This is a genomic window from Actinospineispora spinosispora DSM 44797, from assembly GCF_000429025.1.
Lineage (GTDB): Bacteria > Actinomycetota > Actinomycetes > Mycobacteriales > Pseudonocardiaceae > Pseudonocardia > Pseudonocardia spinosispora.
The window spans coordinates 877,088-896,414 of the sequence record NZ_KE386833.1; the positions used below are offsets into that span (position 1 = coordinate 877,088).

At 70.3% G+C, this 19,327-nt stretch carries 19 protein-coding genes; 7 read left to right on the plus strand and 12 right to left on the minus strand.

The window, feature by feature from the left end; all coding sequences use genetic code 11:
• Positions 1–5 precede the first annotated feature (5 nt).
• The 4 genes from G406_RS54620 to G406_RS0127790 all read right to left on the minus strand — a co-directional run bounded on the left by G406_RS54620 (position 6) and on the right by G406_RS0127790 (position 3,585).
• Positions 6–698 carry an MmgE/PrpD family protein gene (locus tag G406_RS54620; protein ID WP_051342763.1) on the minus strand — a complete coding sequence of 231 codons (693 nt, stop codon included), beginning with the start codon at positions 696–698 and terminating at the stop codon, positions 6–8.
• Positions 695–2,059: an MmgE/PrpD family protein gene (locus G406_RS0127775; RefSeq protein ID WP_211241264.1), complete on the minus strand. Its 1,365-nt coding sequence runs from the start codon at positions 2,057–2,059 to the stop codon at positions 695–697. Before G406_RS0127775 ends, G406_RS54620 begins: the two co-directional genes overlap by 4 nt.
• Positions 2,060–2,121: 62 nt before the next feature.
• A complete protein-coding gene (locus G406_RS0127780) occupies positions 2,122–3,045 on the minus strand; it encodes a LysR substrate-binding domain-containing protein (RefSeq protein WP_028936296.1) in 924 nt (307 codons plus the stop codon).
• A gap of 225 nt (positions 3,046–3,270) precedes the next feature.
• Complete coding sequence (locus G406_RS0127790) at positions 3,271–3,585, minus strand: carboxymuconolactone decarboxylase family protein (protein ID WP_211241265.1); 315 nt, start codon at positions 3,583–3,585, stop codon at positions 3,271–3,273.
• Positions 3,586–3,700: 115 nt separating this feature from the next.
• Between G406_RS0127790 and G406_RS58530 the strand changes: the two genes are divergently transcribed.
• Complete coding sequence (locus G406_RS58530; protein WP_051342764.1) at positions 3,701–4,648, plus strand: LysR family transcriptional regulator; 948 nt, start codon at positions 3,701–3,703, stop codon at positions 4,646–4,648.
• Positions 4,649–4,713: 65 nt separating this feature from the next.
• Here G406_RS58530 and G406_RS50370 read toward each other — a convergent pair whose 3' ends face one another.
• On the minus strand, positions 4,714–6,117 hold the full coding sequence (locus G406_RS50370; protein ID WP_064743042.1) for a PepSY-associated TM helix domain-containing protein: 1,404 nt from the start codon (positions 6,115–6,117) through the stop codon (positions 4,714–4,716).
• 508 nt (positions 6,118–6,625) lie between these two features.
• Between G406_RS50370 and G406_RS0127805 the strand changes: the two genes are divergently transcribed.
• Positions 6,626–6,973 (plus strand): Lsr2 family DNA-binding protein, encoded by a 348-nt coding sequence (locus G406_RS0127805; protein WP_028936298.1) that lies wholly within the window; start codon positions 6,626–6,628, stop codon positions 6,971–6,973.
• Positions 6,970–7,200, plus strand: coding sequence for a heavy-metal-associated domain-containing protein (locus tag G406_RS0127810; protein ID WP_028936299.1), 231 nt, complete (start codon positions 6,970–6,972; stop codon positions 7,198–7,200). Before G406_RS0127805 ends, G406_RS0127810 begins: the two co-directional genes overlap by 4 nt.
• A gap of 19 nt (positions 7,201–7,219) precedes the next feature.
• Here the strand turns inward: G406_RS0127810 and G406_RS0127815 are convergent, their stop codons facing one another.
• Positions 7,220–8,356 (minus strand): epoxide hydrolase family protein, encoded by a 1,137-nt coding sequence (locus G406_RS0127815; RefSeq protein ID WP_028936300.1) that lies wholly within the window; start codon positions 8,354–8,356, stop codon positions 7,220–7,222.
• 88 nt (positions 8,357–8,444) lie between these two features.
• On the opposite strand from G406_RS0127815, the gene G406_RS0127820 reads away from it, so the two are divergent.
• Positions 8,445–8,969, plus strand: coding sequence for a CGNR zinc finger domain-containing protein (locus tag G406_RS0127820; RefSeq protein ID WP_028936301.1), 525 nt, complete (start codon positions 8,445–8,447; stop codon positions 8,967–8,969).
• A 133-nt stretch (positions 8,970–9,102) separates the two neighbouring features.
• Here the strand turns inward: G406_RS0127820 and G406_RS0127825 are convergent, their stop codons facing one another.
• From G406_RS0127825 to G406_RS0127850, 6 genes are all read right to left on the minus strand, one after another.
• On the minus strand, positions 9,103–9,732 hold the full coding sequence (locus G406_RS0127825) for a GNAT family N-acetyltransferase (RefSeq protein ID WP_245607233.1): 630 nt from the start codon (positions 9,730–9,732) through the stop codon (positions 9,103–9,105).
• A gap of 114 nt (positions 9,733–9,846) precedes the next feature.
• Entirely contained in the window at positions 9,847–11,034 is a 1,188-nt protein-coding gene (locus G406_RS50375) for a xanthine dehydrogenase family Fe-S subunit (RefSeq protein ID WP_051342765.1), read from the minus strand.
• The gene (locus G406_RS0127835; protein ID WP_028936303.1) at positions 11,031–11,906 is read right to left on the minus strand and encodes an FAD binding domain-containing protein; all 876 of its coding nucleotides are present in this window, start codon (positions 11,904–11,906) and stop codon (positions 11,031–11,033) included. The genes G406_RS50375 and G406_RS0127835 overlap by 4 nt, the downstream gene beginning before the upstream one ends.
• Positions 11,906–12,685, minus strand: a complete 780-nt coding sequence (locus G406_RS0127840; protein WP_028936304.1) for an enoyl-CoA hydratase/isomerase family protein — start codon at positions 12,683–12,685, stop codon at positions 11,906–11,908. Before G406_RS0127840 ends, G406_RS0127835 begins: the two co-directional genes overlap by 1 nt.
• 6 nt (positions 12,686–12,691) lie before the next feature.
• Entirely contained in the window at positions 12,692–15,097 is a 2,406-nt protein-coding gene (locus G406_RS0127845; protein ID WP_028936305.1) for a xanthine dehydrogenase family protein molybdopterin-binding subunit, read from the minus strand.
• Positions 15,090–16,610 (minus strand): class I adenylate-forming enzyme family protein, encoded by a 1,521-nt coding sequence (locus tag G406_RS0127850; RefSeq protein ID WP_028936306.1) that lies wholly within the window; start codon positions 16,608–16,610, stop codon positions 15,090–15,092. Before G406_RS0127850 ends, G406_RS0127845 begins: the two co-directional genes overlap by 8 nt.
• Before the next feature lie 135 nt (positions 16,611–16,745).
• Here G406_RS0127850 and G406_RS0127855 point away from each other — a divergent pair, with 135 nt between their 5' ends.
• From G406_RS0127855 to G406_RS0127865, 3 genes are all read left to right on the plus strand, one after another.
• On the plus strand, positions 16,746–17,315 hold the full coding sequence (locus G406_RS0127855) for a PadR family transcriptional regulator (RefSeq protein WP_051342766.1): 570 nt from the start codon (positions 16,746–16,748) through the stop codon (positions 17,313–17,315).
• Positions 17,316–17,361: 46 nt separating this feature from the next.
• Positions 17,362–18,183, plus strand: a complete 822-nt coding sequence (locus G406_RS50380; RefSeq protein WP_051342851.1) for an AraC family transcriptional regulator — start codon at positions 17,362–17,364, stop codon at positions 18,181–18,183.
• A 224-nt stretch (positions 18,184–18,407) separates the two neighbouring features.
• Positions 18,408–19,325: a YncE family protein gene (locus tag G406_RS0127865; RefSeq protein ID WP_028936308.1), complete on the plus strand. Its 918-nt coding sequence runs from the start codon at positions 18,408–18,410 to the stop codon at positions 19,323–19,325.
• Positions 19,326–19,327: the final 2 nt, after the last annotated feature.

Here is a 19,327-nt window from a genome sequence, read left to right on the forward strand (position 1 = left end):
GTGGTTCAGCGCTGTTCGACGGGCTGCGCGAGACCGATCGCGGCGAGCAGCGCCGTCTCGTCGGGAGCGGGGGACATCAGTGCGAACATGCCGCGCCTGCCCTCCAGCGGCTGCGCCGACGAGGTGAACCCGTCGCGGGCGAGCAGCGCGGCCTCCACGGCGTTGGCCGCGGCCTTGCCGAGCTGGACGGACCCAGCGGGTGTGCCGGCCGCCGAGGTGATGCCGGCGGCCTGGGTCGCGCAGATGCCGAACGCGGCGCGCAGGCTCGGTGCTTCGAGGCCGAGCAGCCGGCCGGCGGCGGCGACCGCGCCGATGGCCCCGGCGGTGCTGTGCACGCACCAGCCGGCGGTGCTGTGGCCGGCGCCGAGCGCGGCCGCCGTGCCTGCCGCCACCTGGTATCCGAGCGCGACCGCTGTGTCCGGCTGGCCGTCCGGGTCCAGTGAGGTGGCGGCGGCACACACCGCGAGCCACTCGGCCGGGCAGCCGGCGTCGGCGGCCGAGGTACCGGCGATCCAGGCCCGCCACGGCGGCGTCGATCCGGAGCCGAGCACTCCGCGCAGGGCCGGCGCCAGGGTCCGTTCGGCGCCACGTTCCGCGTCCGCCCGGAAGCGGGCCAGCTCGTCCCGCGCCCGGTCGAGGGCGGCGGTGGACGGCGTGGCGGTCCGGACGTGGTCCACCAGCTGGTCGGTCGTGCTCACAGTGCGCTCCCGTCGTGCGGAGTGATGCTGCTCAGTAGCTCGTTCAGGTCGGCAGAGGTGGGCAGCGCGCGCACGGCGGCCTCGATGGTGGCGCAGGCGCCGGCGCCGAGTACCGGGGCGACCAGACGGTCGACCTTGTCCCACAGCTCCTCGTCGGTCAGCGGGCGCGCCAGGCTGCCCCTGGCGTGCTCGACGACGGTGACGACCGGCTCGCGGCCGGCCCGGGTCACCCGCAGCGTCGCGGCGTCCCTCGGACAGTCCGGGGTGGCCACCAGGGTGATCAGGTCGCGCAGCCGCACGATCTCCGGTGCGACGGCGCGCTCGTCCCCGAACTGGGGCAGCCCCACCTGACCGTCCACCAGACCGACGGCGGCGGCGTGGTAGGCGCTGAACCGCGCCTGCAGCCCGTCCTCCGGCTGGCGCCGCCCCATCAGCTCCGGCACCAGTGGGTGGCAGGTGATCTCCACCGAGGTGACGTCCGCCGCGTCGCCTACCTCGGCGGCGGCGGCGACGGCGGCATCGATCGCCGGGTGCGCCACGATCCCGCACGGATAGGGCTTGAACGCGTTGCGTTCCAGCTCCCAGTCCTGGCTCCAGCCGTGGTTGAGCTGCCCGTCGTCGATGGCGTCGGCGAACACGGTGAGCACGCCGCCGGAACCGAGCGGGTCGTCCTCACCGGTCACCCCGGCCGCGGCGAGCCGGGCGGCGAGCAGGCCGTTCGCGGCCGCCTTGCCGGGATGTAGCGGCTTGGTCATCGAGCCGAAGCCCTCGCGGTGCCCGACGGTCATGGTGGCGGCCAGCGAGAGCGCGGCGGCCAGCGCCGGTGCGTCCAGGCCGAGCAGCAACCCGGAGCTGACCGCGGCGCCGAAGACACCGCAGGTGCCGGTGATGTGCCAACCCCGGTCGTAGTGGTTCGGCGAGATCGCGTTGCCGATTCGCAGCTGTACCTCGCAGCCCAGCGCGAACGCGGTGAGGTAGTCGGTACCTGGGCGGCCCTGTGGCGCCAGCGCGAGCAGGGTGGCGAGCACCGAGGCACCCGGGTGGATCACCGTGGCGAGGTGGGTGTCGTCGAAGTCGTCGAGGTGCGCCGCCGTGCCGGCGATGATCGCGCCCCAGTACTCGTCCACGGTCTCCACCCGGCCCGGGACCCGGATCGGCCCGGTGATCCGCTGACCGGCCGCGGTCTTCAGCAAGGCCTCGACCGCGGGCGTCCGGGCAGCGCCGATCGAGGTGCCCACCACGTTCAGCAGGCTGCGAACGGCGGCGGCCGACACCGGTTCGGGCAGCCCGGCGGACGCTGCCGCCAGCACCCCTGAACACATCTCTGTTGTCGCGGTGGCCGCGATCGCTGACGAAGGCATGCTCGGACGCTAAGCAACGGCCCGAGCCCGAACAACGCCAGTCACCGCCGAAATCGTTGCGCTCAGTGCAACGGTTGCTCTCGGGCGCGGCCGTGCTCGCGGGCGATGGCGGCCAGCTCGCGCACGGTGGGGTGGGCCGCGCCGGTGGGTGAGTAGGCGAGGAACACCGTCCGGGAGGAGGCCGGATCGTCGATGGGCAGTCTGGTCACGCGGGGGTTCGGGTGATCGGCCATGCCCTGGGGTACCACCGAGACACCGAGACCGGCCCCGACCATGGACTCGACCACGAAGAGGTCGCTGCAATCGACGGTGATCCGGGGGACGAACCCGGCTCGGGCACACGCGTTCACCAGGTGGGTGCGGCTGCTGGACCCCAGCTCCATCGCGACGAACCGTCGGGCCCGCAGCTCGCGCAGCGAGACGGCCTCGCGGGTGCCGATCGGATCACCGGCGGGCACGGTGAGCAGCAGCGACTCGGTGAACAGCGGTTCCAGCACCACGTTGCTGTCGCCGGGGGACAGGGAGGTGAACGCCACGTCGGCCTCCCCGCGCAGCAGGACCGACACCGCGTCGGTCGCCGAGCTCTGCTGGCAGCGGAACCGAAGCTCGGGCTGACGGTGCACCAGCTCGGCCAGCACGGAGGGCACGAAGTGGTTGCCCAACGAGTAGGTGTGCGCGATGCGCAGCAGCCGATGCGGCCGGCCCGATTCCGCCCTGGTGGTGTCCACCGCATCCAGCCTGGCTCGCAGCACCTGATGCGCCTCGCGGGCCAGCACGTGCCCGGCGTGCCGCAGCCGGACGCGCCGCCCGGCCTGCTCGACCAGTTCCACCCCGAGCTTGCGCTCCAGCCCGCGCACCCCGCGCTGGACCGTTGCGACGCTCACCTCGAGCTCGGCCGCCGCCCGCCCGAAATGCTCGAACCGGGCGAAGCTGAGGAACATCTCCAGGTCGGCGAAGCTGATGTCCCCGACCCGCGACTCGTCCATCCGGCCATTATCGGCTCGACCGGAGCCACCGCGGCGAAGGTCGCTCAGCGCGTTGGTGCGAGCGTCCGGGTTACGCCGTGGACCGGCCGGTGGGCCGCGAAGCGGTGATCGAGTTCCCGGGCGGCTACATCGCCGAGGTGCACGACCGCGAGTTCCGCTGACCGAGCCGCTGCCCGGTGACCACCGGGCAGCGGGTCGATCTCGTGCGAGGGCGGCTCGGCCCGGTCACGTCGAGGCGTGTCCGTTGTCCTTGCTGTCGTACAGCTTCATGGCGAGGAGACCGTGAGCGACCGCGCCCCCGCCTCGCACGGCTCCCGCGATCAATGCGGTCTCGGCGAGCTCGTCCGAACCCACTCCCTGCTCGCGGGCGGCCGCTGTGTGTACGTCGATGCAGTAGGCGCACTGTGTCGTGAGGGCGACAGCGATCGCGATCATCTCGCGATAACGACGCGGGATGGCGCCGTCGTCGCGCGAGACCACCTCCTGGTACTCCATGAACTTCGCGAACTCGACCGGAGCCAACTTCTTGAGAGTCGCCATGTATTTCATGTCGGAGGGTTCGTGGTATCCCATTTCGATATGAAACCGTGTGGCTTCACCGAGGGCAAATATCAAATTGCTGGGGTGAGGAACAATTCTGATATGATGCCTGGTCGTGGACCTGAGACAGCTGCGTTACTTCGTCGCCGTCGGTGAAGAACTCAGCTTCGGGCGGGCGGCGACCCGGCTGCGGATGTCACAACCCCCGCTGAGCCAACGCATCCAGGAGCTCGAGCGGGAGCTGGGATGTGCGTTGCTGGACCGCTCGGTACGGCCGATCCGGCTCACCGAGTCCGGGCGCATCCTGCTGGAGGAAGCCCGTGACATCCTGGACAGGGTCGAACGGGCGCACTCCCGGACACGGTCGGCGGAGAGCCGCCGGATCCTCACGGTAGGGGTCGTGTCGGAAGCGGTCGCGAGCTTTGTTGTAGGTCTCAGCGGGCATTTCCGGGACCGGTTACAGGCGATTTATCCGGAAATCACGCTACGAGTCCGAATGCTCGGAATAGCCAACCCGGCCGCTGGTATACAGGCGGGGCAGTGTGATATTGCCGTCACGCGGCTACCGTTCGACACGCGAGGTATCGCGACGCGTTCCATCGGTGACGAGCCGTTGGTCGCGGCGCTCCGATCGGACGACCGTCTCGTCGAGCGAGACGAGATCGAGGTCGGCGAGCTGCGAGACCACCTCTGGTGCCAGCTTCCGCACGATTCGGATCCGTTGTGGCGCGAGTACTGGCTCGGCAGACCGGGGACTGTGTCGGACCATGGCCGTCCACAGCGGACCGGGCCGGTTGTCAGCTCGCTCGCCGAATACGTGCAGTGCGTGGCTTGGGAAGGCGCTGTCGGTGTCCTTCCCCGCAGCGTGGCGCGGCTCTACCCGGCGGCGGGTGTGAGCTACGTGCCGTTGGCCGAGTATCCCAGGAACCAGTTGGTCGTGGCGTGGATGACCGGTCGCGCGGACAAGATGGTTCGTGACGTCGTCGATGTGGTGACCGCGGCGGCGACGAGTCACGGTGTGCAGTTCTTCGAGCCGCCGCGCGGCCGCGAGGTATTCGGCTGACCGCTTCGCACCGAAGTACGAGGTGGTGCCGTGCGACGAGCGGAGCTGTTCGGGGAGGTCTTCACTCAACGGTGGGAACCGGCGACGCGGAGCCGATCCCAGACGAGATCGCCCACCAGGAACAGGACCAGCGAGGCACCCAGGACGGGGAAGAAGACGCCGAGTGCGATCGCGGCGGCTCCGACGATGGCGATCGAGGCCATCCCGGGGCGTTGCGTCCCGCCGGGAGCGCCGCGGCCGCCCGCCGTCGGCCTGCGCAGCCACCACATCCGGTAGCCCCAGAGCACGACACCGATGATGCCGAGCGCGAGCACGACCAGCAGGACCTGGTTCGCCACACCGAACAGGATGCCCATGTGGGCGGAGATGCCCACCTCGGCCGCCTTGGCCATGAACGGCCAGTCCCGCCAGCGAACCGTGTCGACCACGGCGCCGGTCGCCGGGTCGACGGCCACCGCGTCCTGCCGCAGCGGCCACGATCGCTTGACCTGCGCCACGTGCCACGCACGGCCAGTCGCGGTCGCCGGGGTGATCGCCACCGGATCGATCAGGCCGGCAGCGCGTGCACCGGCGAGCACGGTGTCGGCGACGGCTCCGACCGAGGCCGGTTCGAGGTTCGCCGGGACCGCTGCGGCCGTCGGCGGCAGCCGGGTGGCGGCCGACGGTGTGGTCCAGTGCAGCGCCGCGCGGAGTGCACCCACGTTGGTGCCGGCGAAGTTCGACCAGGTCAGTCCGGTGACCGACAGCCCGAGCATGCCGATGGCGATCCAGACGCCGACCGCGCCGTGCCAGGACCGGATGCGGACGCGGCCTCGCGCCGAGCCCTCGGGCAGCAGCAGGCCGCGTATCCGGTTTCGGGCCCGGCGTCGCACGATCCACAGCGCGAGCCCGCTCACCGCCAACACCCACAGCCAACTCGCGGCCAGCTCGGAGTACCCCCGGCCCACGTCGCCCAGGTGCAGAGTGCGGTGCAGCGCGTCGATCCATGCCCGCGCCGGCAGCCACTCGCCGAAGGTGTCCAGGACCGCCTTGACCTGGCCGGTGTACGGGTCGACGAACGCCGTCCGGGCGAAGTCCGGTGCCACTCCGGGGGCGTCGAAGGTGACCCGGGTGGTCCCGTCCGGGGAGATGGGCGGCCGGATCTCGGTCACGGTGGCGCCCGGGACGGCCTTCGCCGCGGCGGCCACCTGGTCCCGCAGGTCGAGGCGGGTCGCGCCCACCGAGGTGTGTAGCGCATCGTCGTAGAGGAACCGGTCCAGCTGCGGGGTGATCGTGTAGAGCAGCCCGGTGACCGCCGCCACCAGAATGAACGGGCCGACGAACAACCCCACGTAGAAGTGCAGCCGTACCACGAGCGGCCGCAGGTTCGACCACAACCGGCGAGCACGATGTCCCCGTGCTGAGGACACAGTCGGCGGTTCGGGACGGGCGGGAGCTTCGATGGGGGCGGGTTCGAGTGTCTCGGACATGGGACTCGCCTCCGTGCCGGGTGCCGTCGCGCGTTCTCGGTGCAAGTCGGCCGAGGGCGGTCCCTGGTTCCCCGCCACCGGGGACCATCGGCGCGGCGAGGCACGGGTCCCGAGAGCTAAACTTGAGCAAATCAGTCAAGTTTAACCCGAAGGTGGAACGCCGCGACGGCCACCGCCCGCGACCGGTCCCATGGCTACGCTGGGTTGCTGGCCAGGTCAGGCCGGCCTGGTCGAGCTAACGTCGAGTGCCCCGCCGGTGCGGCTTCTGACACAGCGGGTAGCTCGATCGTCGAGGGCATTCGCTTACTGACTTTCCCGTGCACGGCGACGGAGGTTAGTGTCGGTCATGGTGTTCCTGGCTCGTTGTCTGTGCATCGACCTCATGCGGTCCTGCGCATCGGCATGTTCGGGCTGTCGCTGAATTCGTGGGTTTCCCGGAACCGCGCTGAAATCCGGCAGCGGACCCTCGGCGTCTGAAAGTTCCTCGGGTCTTTCGAGGAATGGCGGCATGGATTCCATCCGTGAGCGAGGGCTCTGCCTGTTCGGTGCCGCGGTCGGCCGATTGCGGATCGTGTGGAGCATGGCGATGACGACGCAGGAACATGCCCGGCCAGTGGGCCAGGGCAAGCAGCGAAACAGGGACATCCGTGACTGGGCCCAGCTCAACGGTGTGTACGTCGGTGCACAGGGACGGATTCCCGACCAGATCAAGCGTGCGTACGCGGACAGCAGGCGCAGATCGGGACGACTCCCGACCGATGTGTACGGAGCGACGATGCGGCTGACCGACGTATCGCCGGTCAGAGTGTGCGCGAGGTGCACCCCTGTCGAGGAACAAGGCGAGGAATGGACATGAGCGAGGCGACGTTCACCGCTGTCGGAACCGTGGTCGGCATGACGTGCCAGCACTGTGTGGCCTCGGTCGTGGAGGGAGTCCGGTCGTTGTCCGACGTGCGCCAGGTGAGCATCGACCTGCCGTCCGGACAGCTGAGCCTGACCACCGAGCAGCCGATCGACCGGGCGGCGCTGTGCCGCGCGGTCGCCGACGTCGGCTACGAGCTCGTCTTGAGCGGCACCGCCTGACCCGGACAGGTTCGCTCCCTCAGGTCAGTGTGTGGAAGAACGCGCTGATGTCCTCGGCCAGCAGGGCCGGTTCCTCGTGGGCGGCGAAATGGCCGCCTCGGGGCATGGTGGTGTAGCGGGCGAGATTGTGCGTCCGTTCGATCCAGCCGCGAGGCAGCCTGCCGCCGAGGTCGGCGGGGAAGACCGCGACCGCGGTCGGTACCTCGACGCGCGTCACCCGGGGGCTGAAGCCGTGATGGCGCTCGTAGTAGGGACGCAGCGACGTCGAGATCGTGTCGGTGAACCAGTACAAGGACGCCTGGGTCAGTAGGAAGTCGTCATCGAACCGGACGGAGACGTCGCCGTCGCAGTCGCTCCACCCCCGGTACTTCTCCAGAATCCAGGCGAGCAGTCCCGAGGGTGAGTCGGACAGTCCCTGCGCGAGGGTGAGTGGACGCGTCTCCTGCTGGTGGGAGTAGCCGCGCTCGGCGTCGAACCAGGCCTTCTCCGCGTCGAGGTAGACACGTTCCGGCTCGGTCAACCCGGCCGGGTCGACGCTGGGTGGGTCGGCGACGTCAAGGAGATGGACGCCCGCCACCGACTCCGGGTAGGCCTGTGCGAGCCGGCTGCACTCGCCGGCGCCGATGTCGGACCCGTGGGCACCGTATCGCTCGAAGCCGAGCACGTCGTGCATGAGCCGGTGCCAGATGTCGTGGGTCAGCAGCGGCCCGCCCAGGGTGGGCCGCTGCGGGGACAGCCCGAAGCCCGGCAGGGACGCGACGATGACGGTGAACCCATCCTGCGCGCTGCCGCCGTATCGGGACGGCGTGGACAGCCGTTCGGCCAGACCGGTCAGCTCGAGGAACGAGCTGGGCCAGCCGTTGGCGAGCAGGAGCGGGAATGCGCCGTCCCGTTCGGCGTCGAAGCGCAGGTAGTGGACGGATGTGCCGCCGACATCGGCGAACCGGGAGGGCAACGCGTTGATCGCCGCTTCGTGCTCACGCCAGTCATAGGTCGACGCCCAGGTGTCGACCAGTCGGCGCAGCTCGCCGCCGTCGGTGCCGGCCTCCCAGGCGTCGACCGGCCACGGCTTCGCCCACCGTGTCGCGCGCAGCCGGGCGCGGAGGTCGTCGAGGTCGGCGTCGGACACCGCGAGTACCTGTCGAGGGTCGGTCATCAGCTTCTCCTCCTGCCGGTCGACACCGGAGAAATCTAACAGTGGTGTCGCGTGACGTGCAACACCGGTGAAACGGTATGGTGGTGTCGTGGCAGCGCTCACCCTGATCGAGGAGTTCCTCAACACCGTCGACGAGCGATCGTTCAGCCGGCATGGCCACATCCATGCCGGCGGTGAGCAGCTGACGTCGCCGGGTGCGCTCGCCGACTGGCTGGCCACCCGCGACCTGGCTGATGCCGGCGTGGAATGGGCACAGTCGGATCTGGCGGACGCACTCACTTTCCGGACGACCTTGCGGCGGTCGTTGGCGGGTGACGTCGATGTCGCGACCGTTTTCGCGGCCTACCCGCTGCACCTCATGCCCGACGGGCCCGACGGACTGCGGGTCGCCTCCCGGTCCGGGAGACGGTGGCTCGACGTCATCGTCGAGACCGTCGCCGTGGCTGTCTGCCGGGGCGACTGGCGACGCATCAAGCTCTGCGCGGCACCGGACTGCCGGTGGGCCTTCTACGACACGTCACGCAGCGGTCGGGGGCGCTGGTGCGACATGAACGTCTGCGGCAACCGCCACAAGACCAGGACCTACCGCGAGCGCCATCAGCACGCCACCTGAAGGCTGCACGGGGTCGCCACGCGAGTCACACTCAGCCGGCCTGCCTGGTTACCGCCGTGAAACATGCCCTGCGGAAGGCCGTCGAGCGTGGAGGCGCGAGCGGTGCCGCGTCCGTGCGAGGAGTGACCACATGTCATTCGGGACGAGCGTCGGTCCTCAGGACGGACATGACCAGGGCGTCGTGGCGTTTCCCCTCCCACAGCAAGGCATCGCGAAGTCGTCCCTCCACGGTGAAGCCGCACTTCTCGTACGCCCGCCGGGCTCGGGGGTTGTGGTCGAATACCTCCAGGCTGAGCCGGTGCAACCCGACGTGGTCCAGTGCGTAGTCCACGACGAGCCGGGTGGCCTCGCTCCCGTAGCCGCGGCCGAAGACCTCCGGCCCGGCGAGCCAGATGCGGTAGTTGGCGCTGTGGTTGTCCGTGTCCAGATCGTTGATCACCGCTTCGCCGAGGAACGCTCCGTCCCGGCACCGGATGATCGCCCAGTCGGCGCGGTCGTGGTGGTCGCGGCGCGTGCGCAGCCAGTGCTCGATGACGTCGGGCCCGACCGAGGCGTGGCTTCCGGTCAGCCGGATGACCTCCGGATCGTCCAGGCCGCGCAGGTAGGCGTCCAGCACCGCCGGTGTCAGCGGCTCGAGCCGGACGGTGGCCCCGGCCAGGGCCGGCTGGTCGCGGAACACGTCGGCCGAGATCATCCCGCCATCCAACCAGCCCACCCCGACCAGTCCGACGAACCTCGCCCGTGTCTCCGCGCAGAGTCTCATCCCGACACCGCGCACCGTGTGTCCACACCGCGCTATGTGCACATGGCGCGGTGTGGACTCACAGTGCGCGGTGTCGCGCGCATACCGTGGGGGCACAGCCGAGGCCGGGGCGGGTCAGGCGTTGTTGCGTCTGAGGCGGTCGAGGAGTGCGCTGAACAAGAGCCGGATCGGGTTGGGCGCGGCCGCCGGTTGCGGTGCCTCACCGGTGTTGGCCGCATGCTCCACCGACGCGGCGAACCGCTCGAACATGCGCTTGCTGACGTCGCCGGCGAGCGCGCGCCCGAACTGGGCGATCCGGCCGGACAGGAACAGTGCGGCGTCGGCGCTCAGCAGCGTGCCCTCCCCGTCGGGCGAGGCCGCCAGCCGGATGTCGGCCTGGGTGGCGCTGCCCCCGGAGTCGGCGCCGTGCGCGAGCACCCTCAGCCGGTGCTCGTCGGCGTCGCGGTCCACGACCTGGGCGATGCCGTCGAAGGACAGCTTCACCGGTCCCAGCGCGACGACCGCGCGTCCCCGGTAGCGGTCGTCGGGCAGGACCTCGACCAGGGACGCGCCCGGCAGGCAGCGGGCCAGCTGGTCGAAGTCGTCCAGAACCCGCCACACGGCCTCGACCGGCGCGGACAGCCTGCTGCGCACCTCGACCGCGGCGGTCGGCGCACCGGCGGGCAGCCGGACCTCGGCCGGTGCGGCGACCGGTTCCTCATCGGTGGGTCCGGCCCCGGAGCCCGTCCGCCCGGCCCTGCCGAGCAGCGTGCGAGGCGTGCGGTTCCTCGGCTCGGGCAGGCCCTCCGGGTACGCGTCGGCGACGTCCGCGACCGCGGCGAGGATGCCTCGGTACCCGGTGCACCGGCAGATCACCCCGGACATCTCGGTGGGTAGGTCCGCCGGCGCGACCGACGTGCCCGCCGGCCCGTTGGCCAGCAGGTCGTAGCTGCTCATCAGCATGCCCGGCGTGCAGAACCCGCACTGCAGAGCGTGGTGCGCGGCGAACGCACGCTGCAGCGGATGCTGCTCGTCGGCCGAGCCCAGGCCCTCGACGGTGACGATGTCGGCACCGTCGCACTGCACCGTGAACACCAGGCACGCACGCGCCGCGACGCCGTCGACCAGCACGGTGCACATTCCGCACACGCCGTGCTCGCACCCGAGGTGAGTGCCGGTCAGCCCGATCCGGTCGCGCAGCGCGTCGGCGAGGTGCATCCGCGGCGGCACCGCGACGGTGACCGTCGAGCCGTTCACGGTCAGCTCGACCTCGACCTGCTCGTGCGCCTCGACGCGGGCGTGCGGTGGTGGGACGCTGCTCATGACGAAGCCTTCCCCGCTGCCGCCCTCCGGCGCGCCGAGGACAGCTCGCGGGCGGCGAGCACGGCCAGCAACCGCCGCCGGTAACCGGTGGAGCCGTGCGCATCACCTTCGGTGTCGACGATCTCCTCGGCGAGAACCTCCAACGCGGGCCGTAGGTCCCGCCAGTCGCCACCCTCGGTGGTCAGCAGCGCGGTCACGTCCCTGCTGACCGGACGGTCCGACACCCCGAAGGCCGTCAGCCGGGCATCGCGCGGTGTTCCGTCCGGTTCGACCGTCACACTCGCCGCCACCCCGGCGAGCGCGAAGTCGCCGTGCCGCCGGGCGAGCTCGGCGAAACCGAAGCCGGTTCCTGCTTCCGCCACCGGGAACTCAGCGGCCACGAGGACCTCGTCGGGCCCGACCGCCGTGGTCATCGCACCGGCGAAGAACTCCGCGGCCGCGACCTCGCGGTGCCCACCCGGCCCCGCTATCCGCAGCCGCGCACCGAGACAACAGGCCACGGCAGGCAGCTCGGCGGCCGGGTCGGCGTGCGCGAGGCTGCCGCACACGGTGCCCCGGCTGCGCAGCTCACGGTGGCCGACGAACGGCAGCGCCATGGCGAGCATCGGCACCGACGTGATCTCGGCACTGTGCTCCAGGGTGCGCTGCCGGACCGTGGCGCCGACCCGCAGCATGCCGTCGGCCAGCCGCAGCTCGCTCAGTGCGCTCACCGAGTTGATGTCGACCAGGGTGGCCGGTCTGCCCAGGCGCATGGCCAGCACCGGGACCAGCGACTGGCCACCCGCGATGACCTTGCCCTCACCATCTGCGAGGCAGCCAAGCACCTCGTCGAGCGAGCCCGGCCGGACATAGGCGAACGGCGCCGGTTTCATCAGCGACCGGTGAACGTGGGCTTGCGCTTCTCGGTGAACGCCGAGACACCTTCGGCGAAGTCATCGGTGGCACGGAGCATGGCGTAGGCCTTGCGTTCCAGGTCGATGCCGGTGTACAGCGGGCCGTCGATGCCTTTGTCGAGCACCTCCTTGGCGGTGCGCTGCGCGGCGGGGGAGAAGTCGGCCATCGTGGCGGCCAGCTCGTCGACCGCCGCGTTCAGCTCGTCCCGGCTGTCGTGCAACGCCGCCACGATGCCCCAGTCCAGCGCCTGGTGCGCCTGGATGCGGGTCGCGGTCATGATGTGGAACTTCGCGCGGGACAACCCGATCAGTCGGGACAGTCGTTGGGTACCGCCGGAGCCGGGAATCATGCCGAGGTTCATCTCCGGCAAGGCGAACTGCGTGCGACCGGTGCCCAGCCGGATGTCGCAGGACAGCGCCAGCTCGCAACCGACGCCGAAGCAGTACCCGTCGATCGCCGCGATCACCGGCTTCGGGCTCCTGGCGGGCGCCGTCACGTTGTGCCCGAGGTCGGTGAAGTCGATCGGATCGACCTCCATGAAGCCCGCGATGTCACCACCGGAGGTGAAGTGCTCGCCGTCGCTGCGTATCACGACGACCCGCACCTGCGGGTCCCGGTCGATCTCGGCGAAGCGCTGCGCGACCAGCCCGCGCATCTCCCAGGTCACCACGGTGTACTTGCCGTGGGACAGCGTCAGGTACGCGATCCGCCCGTCCGGGCTGCGGTCCAGCAGGACGTCGCCACCGGTCAGTGCCATGTGTGTTCAGCTCCTCTTCGACAACAACTGATGAATGACCTCGCCGTGCAGCGGCAGCGACGTGATCCGTGCTCCGGTCGGGGCGAGCGCATCGGCCACCGCGTTCGCCAGCGCCACCGGGAAGCTCATCGACGAGCCCTCCCCGCAGCCCTTCGCGCCGAGCGGGGTGAGTGGGGACGGGCTGACCACGTGGTCGGTGCGTAGCTCGTAGTCGGCCTCGGCGCTGGTCGGGCACAGGTAGTCGAGGAACGTCCCGGACGTCGGCTGGCCGGACTCGGCGTAGCGGAATTCCTCGAACATCGCTCCGCCGAGCGCGTGGGTGAGCGCGCCGTGCACCTGGCCGTCCAGCAGCTGCTGGTTGAGCACCGTGCCGGCGTCGTGCACCGAGGACACCCGGTCGATGCTGATCTGGAGGGTGTCCGGGTCGACGGACACCGCGACGATCTCCGCGACGAACCCGTAACACAGCGACGAGTTGATGCGGTCGTCCCTGGTCGCCGCTCTGGTCTCGCGGGGGGTGAACGCGGCCTCCTCGTAGAGCCGTGCCGTCGTGCCGTCGGGCAGCGAACCGGGATCCCAGTGCACGACACCCGCGGCATGCCGGAACAGCACCGCACGGGCTGGGTCGGTGCGCACCCGCACCGTGCCCTCGGCGAGCTCCAGGTCCTCCGGCGCGACGTCGAGCATGGTCGAGGCCGCCGCCCGGATCGTGGTCGCGATCCGGTCGGCCGCCTGCACGACCGCGCTGGTCACCAGCGGGGCGAACCGGGAGGAGTAGCTGCCGGAGGTCACGGTCCACGGCGTCGTCGCGGTGTCCATGTCGATGACCACCCGCACCTGTTCCTCGGGCAGTCCGAGCCGGCGTGCCGCGACCGCGCGCGCCACGGTCGCGTGCCCCTGGCCCTGCGGAACGCTGCCCAGCAGCACGGTGACGACCCCGGACAGGTCCACCGACACCCGGACGTGCTCGGTCGAGCCGGACTTGTCGCGCCCGGGTTTGCGCTGCTCGGCGGGAGTGGCGAGCCCTACGTAACCGATGTTGGTGCCGGACGGGTCGACCACGAGCGCCACGCCGATGCCGTAGTAGGCGCCCTGTGTGCGCGCCGCGTCCCGCCGTTCCCTCAGCTCGTGCAGATCGGCGTTCTTGACCGCGAGGTCGACCGCCGCCGCGTAGTCGCCGGAGTCGTACACCCCGCCGGTCGGGGTCTCGTAGGGGAACCCGCGCACCAGGTTGCGGGTGCGCGCCTCGATCACGTCCAGCCCGGTGGCCGCGGCCACCTCGTCCATCAGCCGTTCGAGGCCGAAGTACAGCTGCTGGCCGCCGAACCCTCGGTTGAGCCCGGTCGGCATCTGGTTGGTCACCGCCGCGCGGGCCCGGATGCGCACCGAGGGGATGCGGTACGGGCCGGTGATGTTGCCGTAGCAGCGGTACAGGGTGGACGGCTCGGGTGGGCGCAGATAGGCGCCGACGTTGTCCACCAGGTCGGCGTCCAGCGCGGTGACCACACCCGTGGCGTCCACGGCGGCGCGGAACCGCATCATCCGGTCCGCGCCCGACGAGCTGGCCAACAGGTGCTCGATGCGGTCCTCGGACCAGCGCACCGGCGCGTGCGCGTGCCTGCTGGCCAGCGCCATCAGCACGACGTACGGGTAGATGCCGGCCTTGATGCCGAAGCTCCCACCGATGTCGGCCGGCACGTGCAGCCGCACCCGGGACGTCGGCAGGCCCAGCGCGCCCGCCATCACCGGCACCATGGTGAACGGGCCGTGGAAGTTGGCCCACGCCTCGACCGAGCCGCCGTCCACCCCGTCCCGCCACTCGGCGATCACGCTGTAGCACTCCATCGGGACCGAGGAGTAGCGCGGGAAGTCGTAGTCGCCCTCGACCACGTGAGCCGCGGCGCGGAACGCCTCGTCGACGTCGCCGAAGGTGAAGGTCCGGTCGGTGGCCACGTTCGACCCGGCGTCGTCGTGGATCAGCGGGGCGTCCGGTTCCAGCGCCGCTCGCACTCCCACCACCGGGGGCAGCGCATCGTAGTCCACCGTGACCAGCTCCGCGGCGTCCTCAGCGGTGAACCGGTCGGTCGCCACCACCACCGCGACGGGCTCGCCGACGAACCTGACCTTGTCGGTGCCGGTGGGCAGGTACGGCATCGCGGTGGTGGTGGACAGCGGGAACGGCTTCAGCGCGGCCAGCACCTCGTCCGGTCCGATGACCGCGGCCACCCCCGGGTGGGCCCGGGCCCTGGTGAGGTTCACACCTCGGATCCGCGCGTGCGGGTGTGGTGAGCGCACGACCGCGGCGACCAGAGTGCCCGGCAGCGGGTCGAGATCGTCTAGGAATCGGCCCTGGCCGGTGACCAGTGGCCCGTCCTCGACCCGGGCGGGTGTCCAGTCCGGCAGTTCAGCCACCTGCCTCACCCCGCACTTCGTAGTCACCCGCGACGAGGGTGCGGCGCAGCGTCTTGCCCACGCCGGAGCGGGGGATGGCGTCGACCGCGATGACGCGCTTCGGGCGTTTCAACGAGGGGAGCGCGGTGCCGGCGAACTCGAATGCGCGTTCCGCGGCCTCGGCGGGCGCCACCCGCTGGGCGGGCACCACGAACGCGGTGACCGCGTGGCCCCAGCGCTCGTCGGGCAGACCGACCACACACACGTCGTCGATGCCGGGGCAACGGCTGAGCGTGGCCTCGATCTCGTCGGGGTAGATGTTCTCCCCGCCGGAGTTGATCATGTCGTCCATGCGGCCGGACACCCACAGGTCGCCGTCGTCGTCCTCGGTGGCGAGATCGCCGGTGTAGTACCAGCCGTCCCGGATCGAACGCTGGTCCGCGTCGGGCCGGTCCCAGTAGCCGGTGAACGCCTCGGGACTGGCCATCGAGACGATGACCTGTCCCTGTGCTCCGCGCTCGACCACCGCGTCCGGCGGCGCGCCGACCTCCGGCTCGACGACCCTGACCCGGGAGAAGAGCCCCGCCCGGCCGGCCGACCCCGGCTTCGCGGCGACGTCGGAGCCGATGGTGAAGGTGTAGATCTCGGTGCTGCCGAAGTGGTTGACGAACGCGCTCGGCGCGACCTGGGCCGCGATCCGCTCCGCCAGCGCCGGTGTCATGGCGGCTCCGGCATAGGCGAGGCGGTCCAGCGAGTGGGCCTCGCCCAGCCGTCCGGTGCGCAGCAGCGACCAGAAGATCGTCGGGACCAGGTACAGCGAGCTCACCCCCTCCTCGATGATCAACTCGATCGCCTCCTCGGCCTCGAAGGCGGTCTGGGCGACCCAGGTTCCGCCGACGACGATGCTGGTCAGGAGCGTGCGCAGGCCCATCGTGTGGAACATAGGCATGACCCCGAGCGACACCTCGCCGATCCGTTGCTGGGTCTGTACCGCGTGCGCCACGGCCGCGGTGTGCTCCGCTCGATGGGTCCTCGGCACGCCCTTGGGGGTGCCGGTGGTGCCTGAGGTGTAGAGCAGGACGCTGAGCGCGTCCTCGGCCGGGGGCGCCGCGATCGGCGTGTCCGGTTCGCGGTCGGCGCGGGTGTCGACCTCGGCGGCGGTCAGCCGTGTTCGCCCGGGGTCGTCGTCGGCCGCGCACGCGCGGTCGGCATTGGCCTCGTCCATCACGACTAGCCGGACGCCCGCGTCCCGGAGGCAGTAGCCGAGCTCCTCCGGCCCGAAGCGGGTCGACAACGGCACCGACGTGGCACCGAGCTTCTGTGCCGCCAGGTGAAGGCTGGCCAGCGGTTCGCCGCCGGTCATCACCATGGCGACCCGATCCCCGGGCCGCACTCCCTCGGCGGCGAGCGCGCGGGCGAGCCGGTTCGTCCGCGTGTCCCACTCGCGGTAGCCGAGGTGGCGACCGGTGCCGCGCACGGCCGGGCGGCACGGGTAGCGCTCGGCTGCCCAGCGCAGTGCGGTCGCCAGATCCATGGCCGTACCCTTCAGATCGTCTGTTTCAGACGGTATGCCTGGACAACAGTGCACTCAAGGGCGGACCGTACGATTCAGATGAATGGCGCAATGCAGATCCGCAGAAGCGTGACTCATGAGCGTGAGGAGCCGCGGATGAGTGAGGTGCGATTGTCGTCGACGTCGTACGTGGTGCTGGGAATGATCGCGCTACGCGGCCCGTCCACGCCCTACGACCTCAAGCGCGCGGTACGGCACTCGGTCGGCTACTTCTGGTACTTCCCCCACGCGCAGCTGTACTCCGAGCCGGATCGCCTCGCCGGGCTGGGTCTGCTCGCACTCAGCGTCGAAGAGGGGGGCCGTCGGCGGAAGACGTACTCGCTGACCGAACCCGGCCGCACCGCGCTGCGGGACTGGCTGGGCTCGCCGACGAATGAACACTTCCAGATGCGGGACATCGCCGAGCTGAAGCTCTTCTTCAACGAGGTCGGCGAACCGGGCAACGTGCTCAACCTCGCGCACGAGCAGATCAAGCAGCACCAGGCGCGGATCGACGAGTACCAGACCATGATCGCTCGCTTCGGCGACGTCCCCAGCGCGCGGCCGAGAATGATCACGCTCGAGTTGGGGCTGGAGATGGAGCACGCGGCGCTGCGGTTCTGGTCCGCGCTCGCCGACGGCGATCTCGACCGCCTGCGGGCCGCGCGAGCGCCCCACAAGCCATGATCGCCGGCGCGGGTGCTCGGGTGTGGCGCTGGTAGCGTCGCCTTCCGTGTCCGAAGCTCGCCGGGTGCCGCCCGAGGTCGACTTCGCCGCGACGAGGCTGGGCCGGCTGGGTCATGGAACGCGGTTCGCCCCGCACCGCCACCGGCAGGGGCAGCTGCTGTATCCGTCCGCGGGTGTGCTGGCCACCACCACGGAGCTCGGCACCTGGGTGGCGCCTGCCGACCGTCTGACCTGGACGCCACCTGGCTTCGCGCACAGCCACCGCGCCTACGGCGAGACCGAGATTCGGGTGCTCAAGGTGCCGCGCGAGCTGTGCGGCAGCCTGCCGACGCAGCCGACCGTATTCACCGTGACACCGCTGGTGCGGGAGGCGTTGATCGTCCTCACGGCGGATCGTTCGTTCCGGCCCGGCGCCCGGGACCGGCTGCTCCTGGTCGTCCTCGATGAGCTGACCGAGAACCCTGAGCAGCTCGTCTACCTTCCAGAGCCACGCGACGACCGGTTGCGTGCCGCCACCGCCATCCTGCATGCCGACCCTGCCAGCACGGCCACCCTGGCGGAGCTGGGGCGCGCGGTCGGCGCGAGCGAGCGCACCCTGAGCAGGCAGTTCCACGCGGAGCTCGGTATGAGCTTCCACCAGTGGCGGACACTCCTGCGTGTTCAGCACGCCCTGGTGCACCTGCTCGACGGTCACCCGGTGACCGGCACCGCCGTGCTGTGCGGCTGGTCCAACCCGACCAGCTTCATCGAAGCCTTCACCGCCATCGTCGGCCAGACCCCCGGCAGGTACCAGAGCGACCTGCGCCGCGCCGCGCCATGGAGCCGAGCCACCTTCGTGGCGGGTTTCCGGCATCAGCTGTCCGGATAGCGGTGGTATGCAGTCTCGCCGGTGAATACCGTTCTGGTGTAGCCGGATGAGTCAGAAACTCATCACGAGCACGAATATGTGAGGAGCCAACCGTGGTCAGCGCGGAACCAGGAACAAACGCGGGAATCGAACCTCGACTCCTGGTCATCAATACCGAGGGCAACTCGGTAGAATTGCTCGACGCATCCTCTCTGAAGCAGCTCGCGCAGCTGAATGTTCGGGCAATGCCACACGAAGCGGCCGTGGACCCGAGGCGACAGCTCGCCTATGTGTGCATCACCTACGAGGACGGCTTCTACAACCACTACGAGAACGCGTCGCATTTTCTGGAAGTGCTTTCCCTCGACGAATTTCGACACCTGCGCTCCATCGACCTGTCCCCGCACTGGGGGCCGCACGGCATCGCGTTGTCACCCGATCTGGGCACCGCACTGATCACCTGTGAATCGGGTGGTGGCGAGCTGATCGCGGTCGATCTCGGGACGGAGACCGTGGTCGGGTCCGTGTCGGTCGGTGCCCACGGCCCGCACTGGATGGCGCTGACACCGGACGGGGTGAAGGCCTACACCGCCAACAAGGAGGACCCGTTCGTCACCGTGGTCGACGTCGCGTCGATGACGGTCACCGGGCGGATCGACACCCCGTACGGCACCGAGGGGATCGCGGCGTCCCCGGACGGCTCGCGGGTGTTCGTGGCGAGTCAGCAGTCCCCGCACCTCTACGTCGTGGACGTGGTCTCCGACCGCGTCGAAGCGACGATCGACGTGGCGGAGGGCCCGGGAGCGGTCACGGTCACCCCCGACGGGCGCCAGGTCCTGTTCACCACCTTCAACTTCCCCGTCTGGGAGGACGACCCGGAACTGGGCCAGGGTTTCTTTCAGACGTTGGATGCGAAGAGCCTCGAGCTCGGGCCTCGGATCGCGGTGGGCCGCTTCCCGCTCAACGTCGCCGCGAGCGCGGACAGCACGACCGCGTACGTCAGCAACTACAAGGACAACACCGTGTCGATCATCGATCTCCACGCTTTGGAGGTCAGCACGACGATGCCGGTCCGCGAGGGTCCGCACGGAATCGTTCATGTCGAGACTCCGGTGGCGCACTCGCCCTCGGCGCGCATTGTCGCGTCGGATGCATCGAACTGATC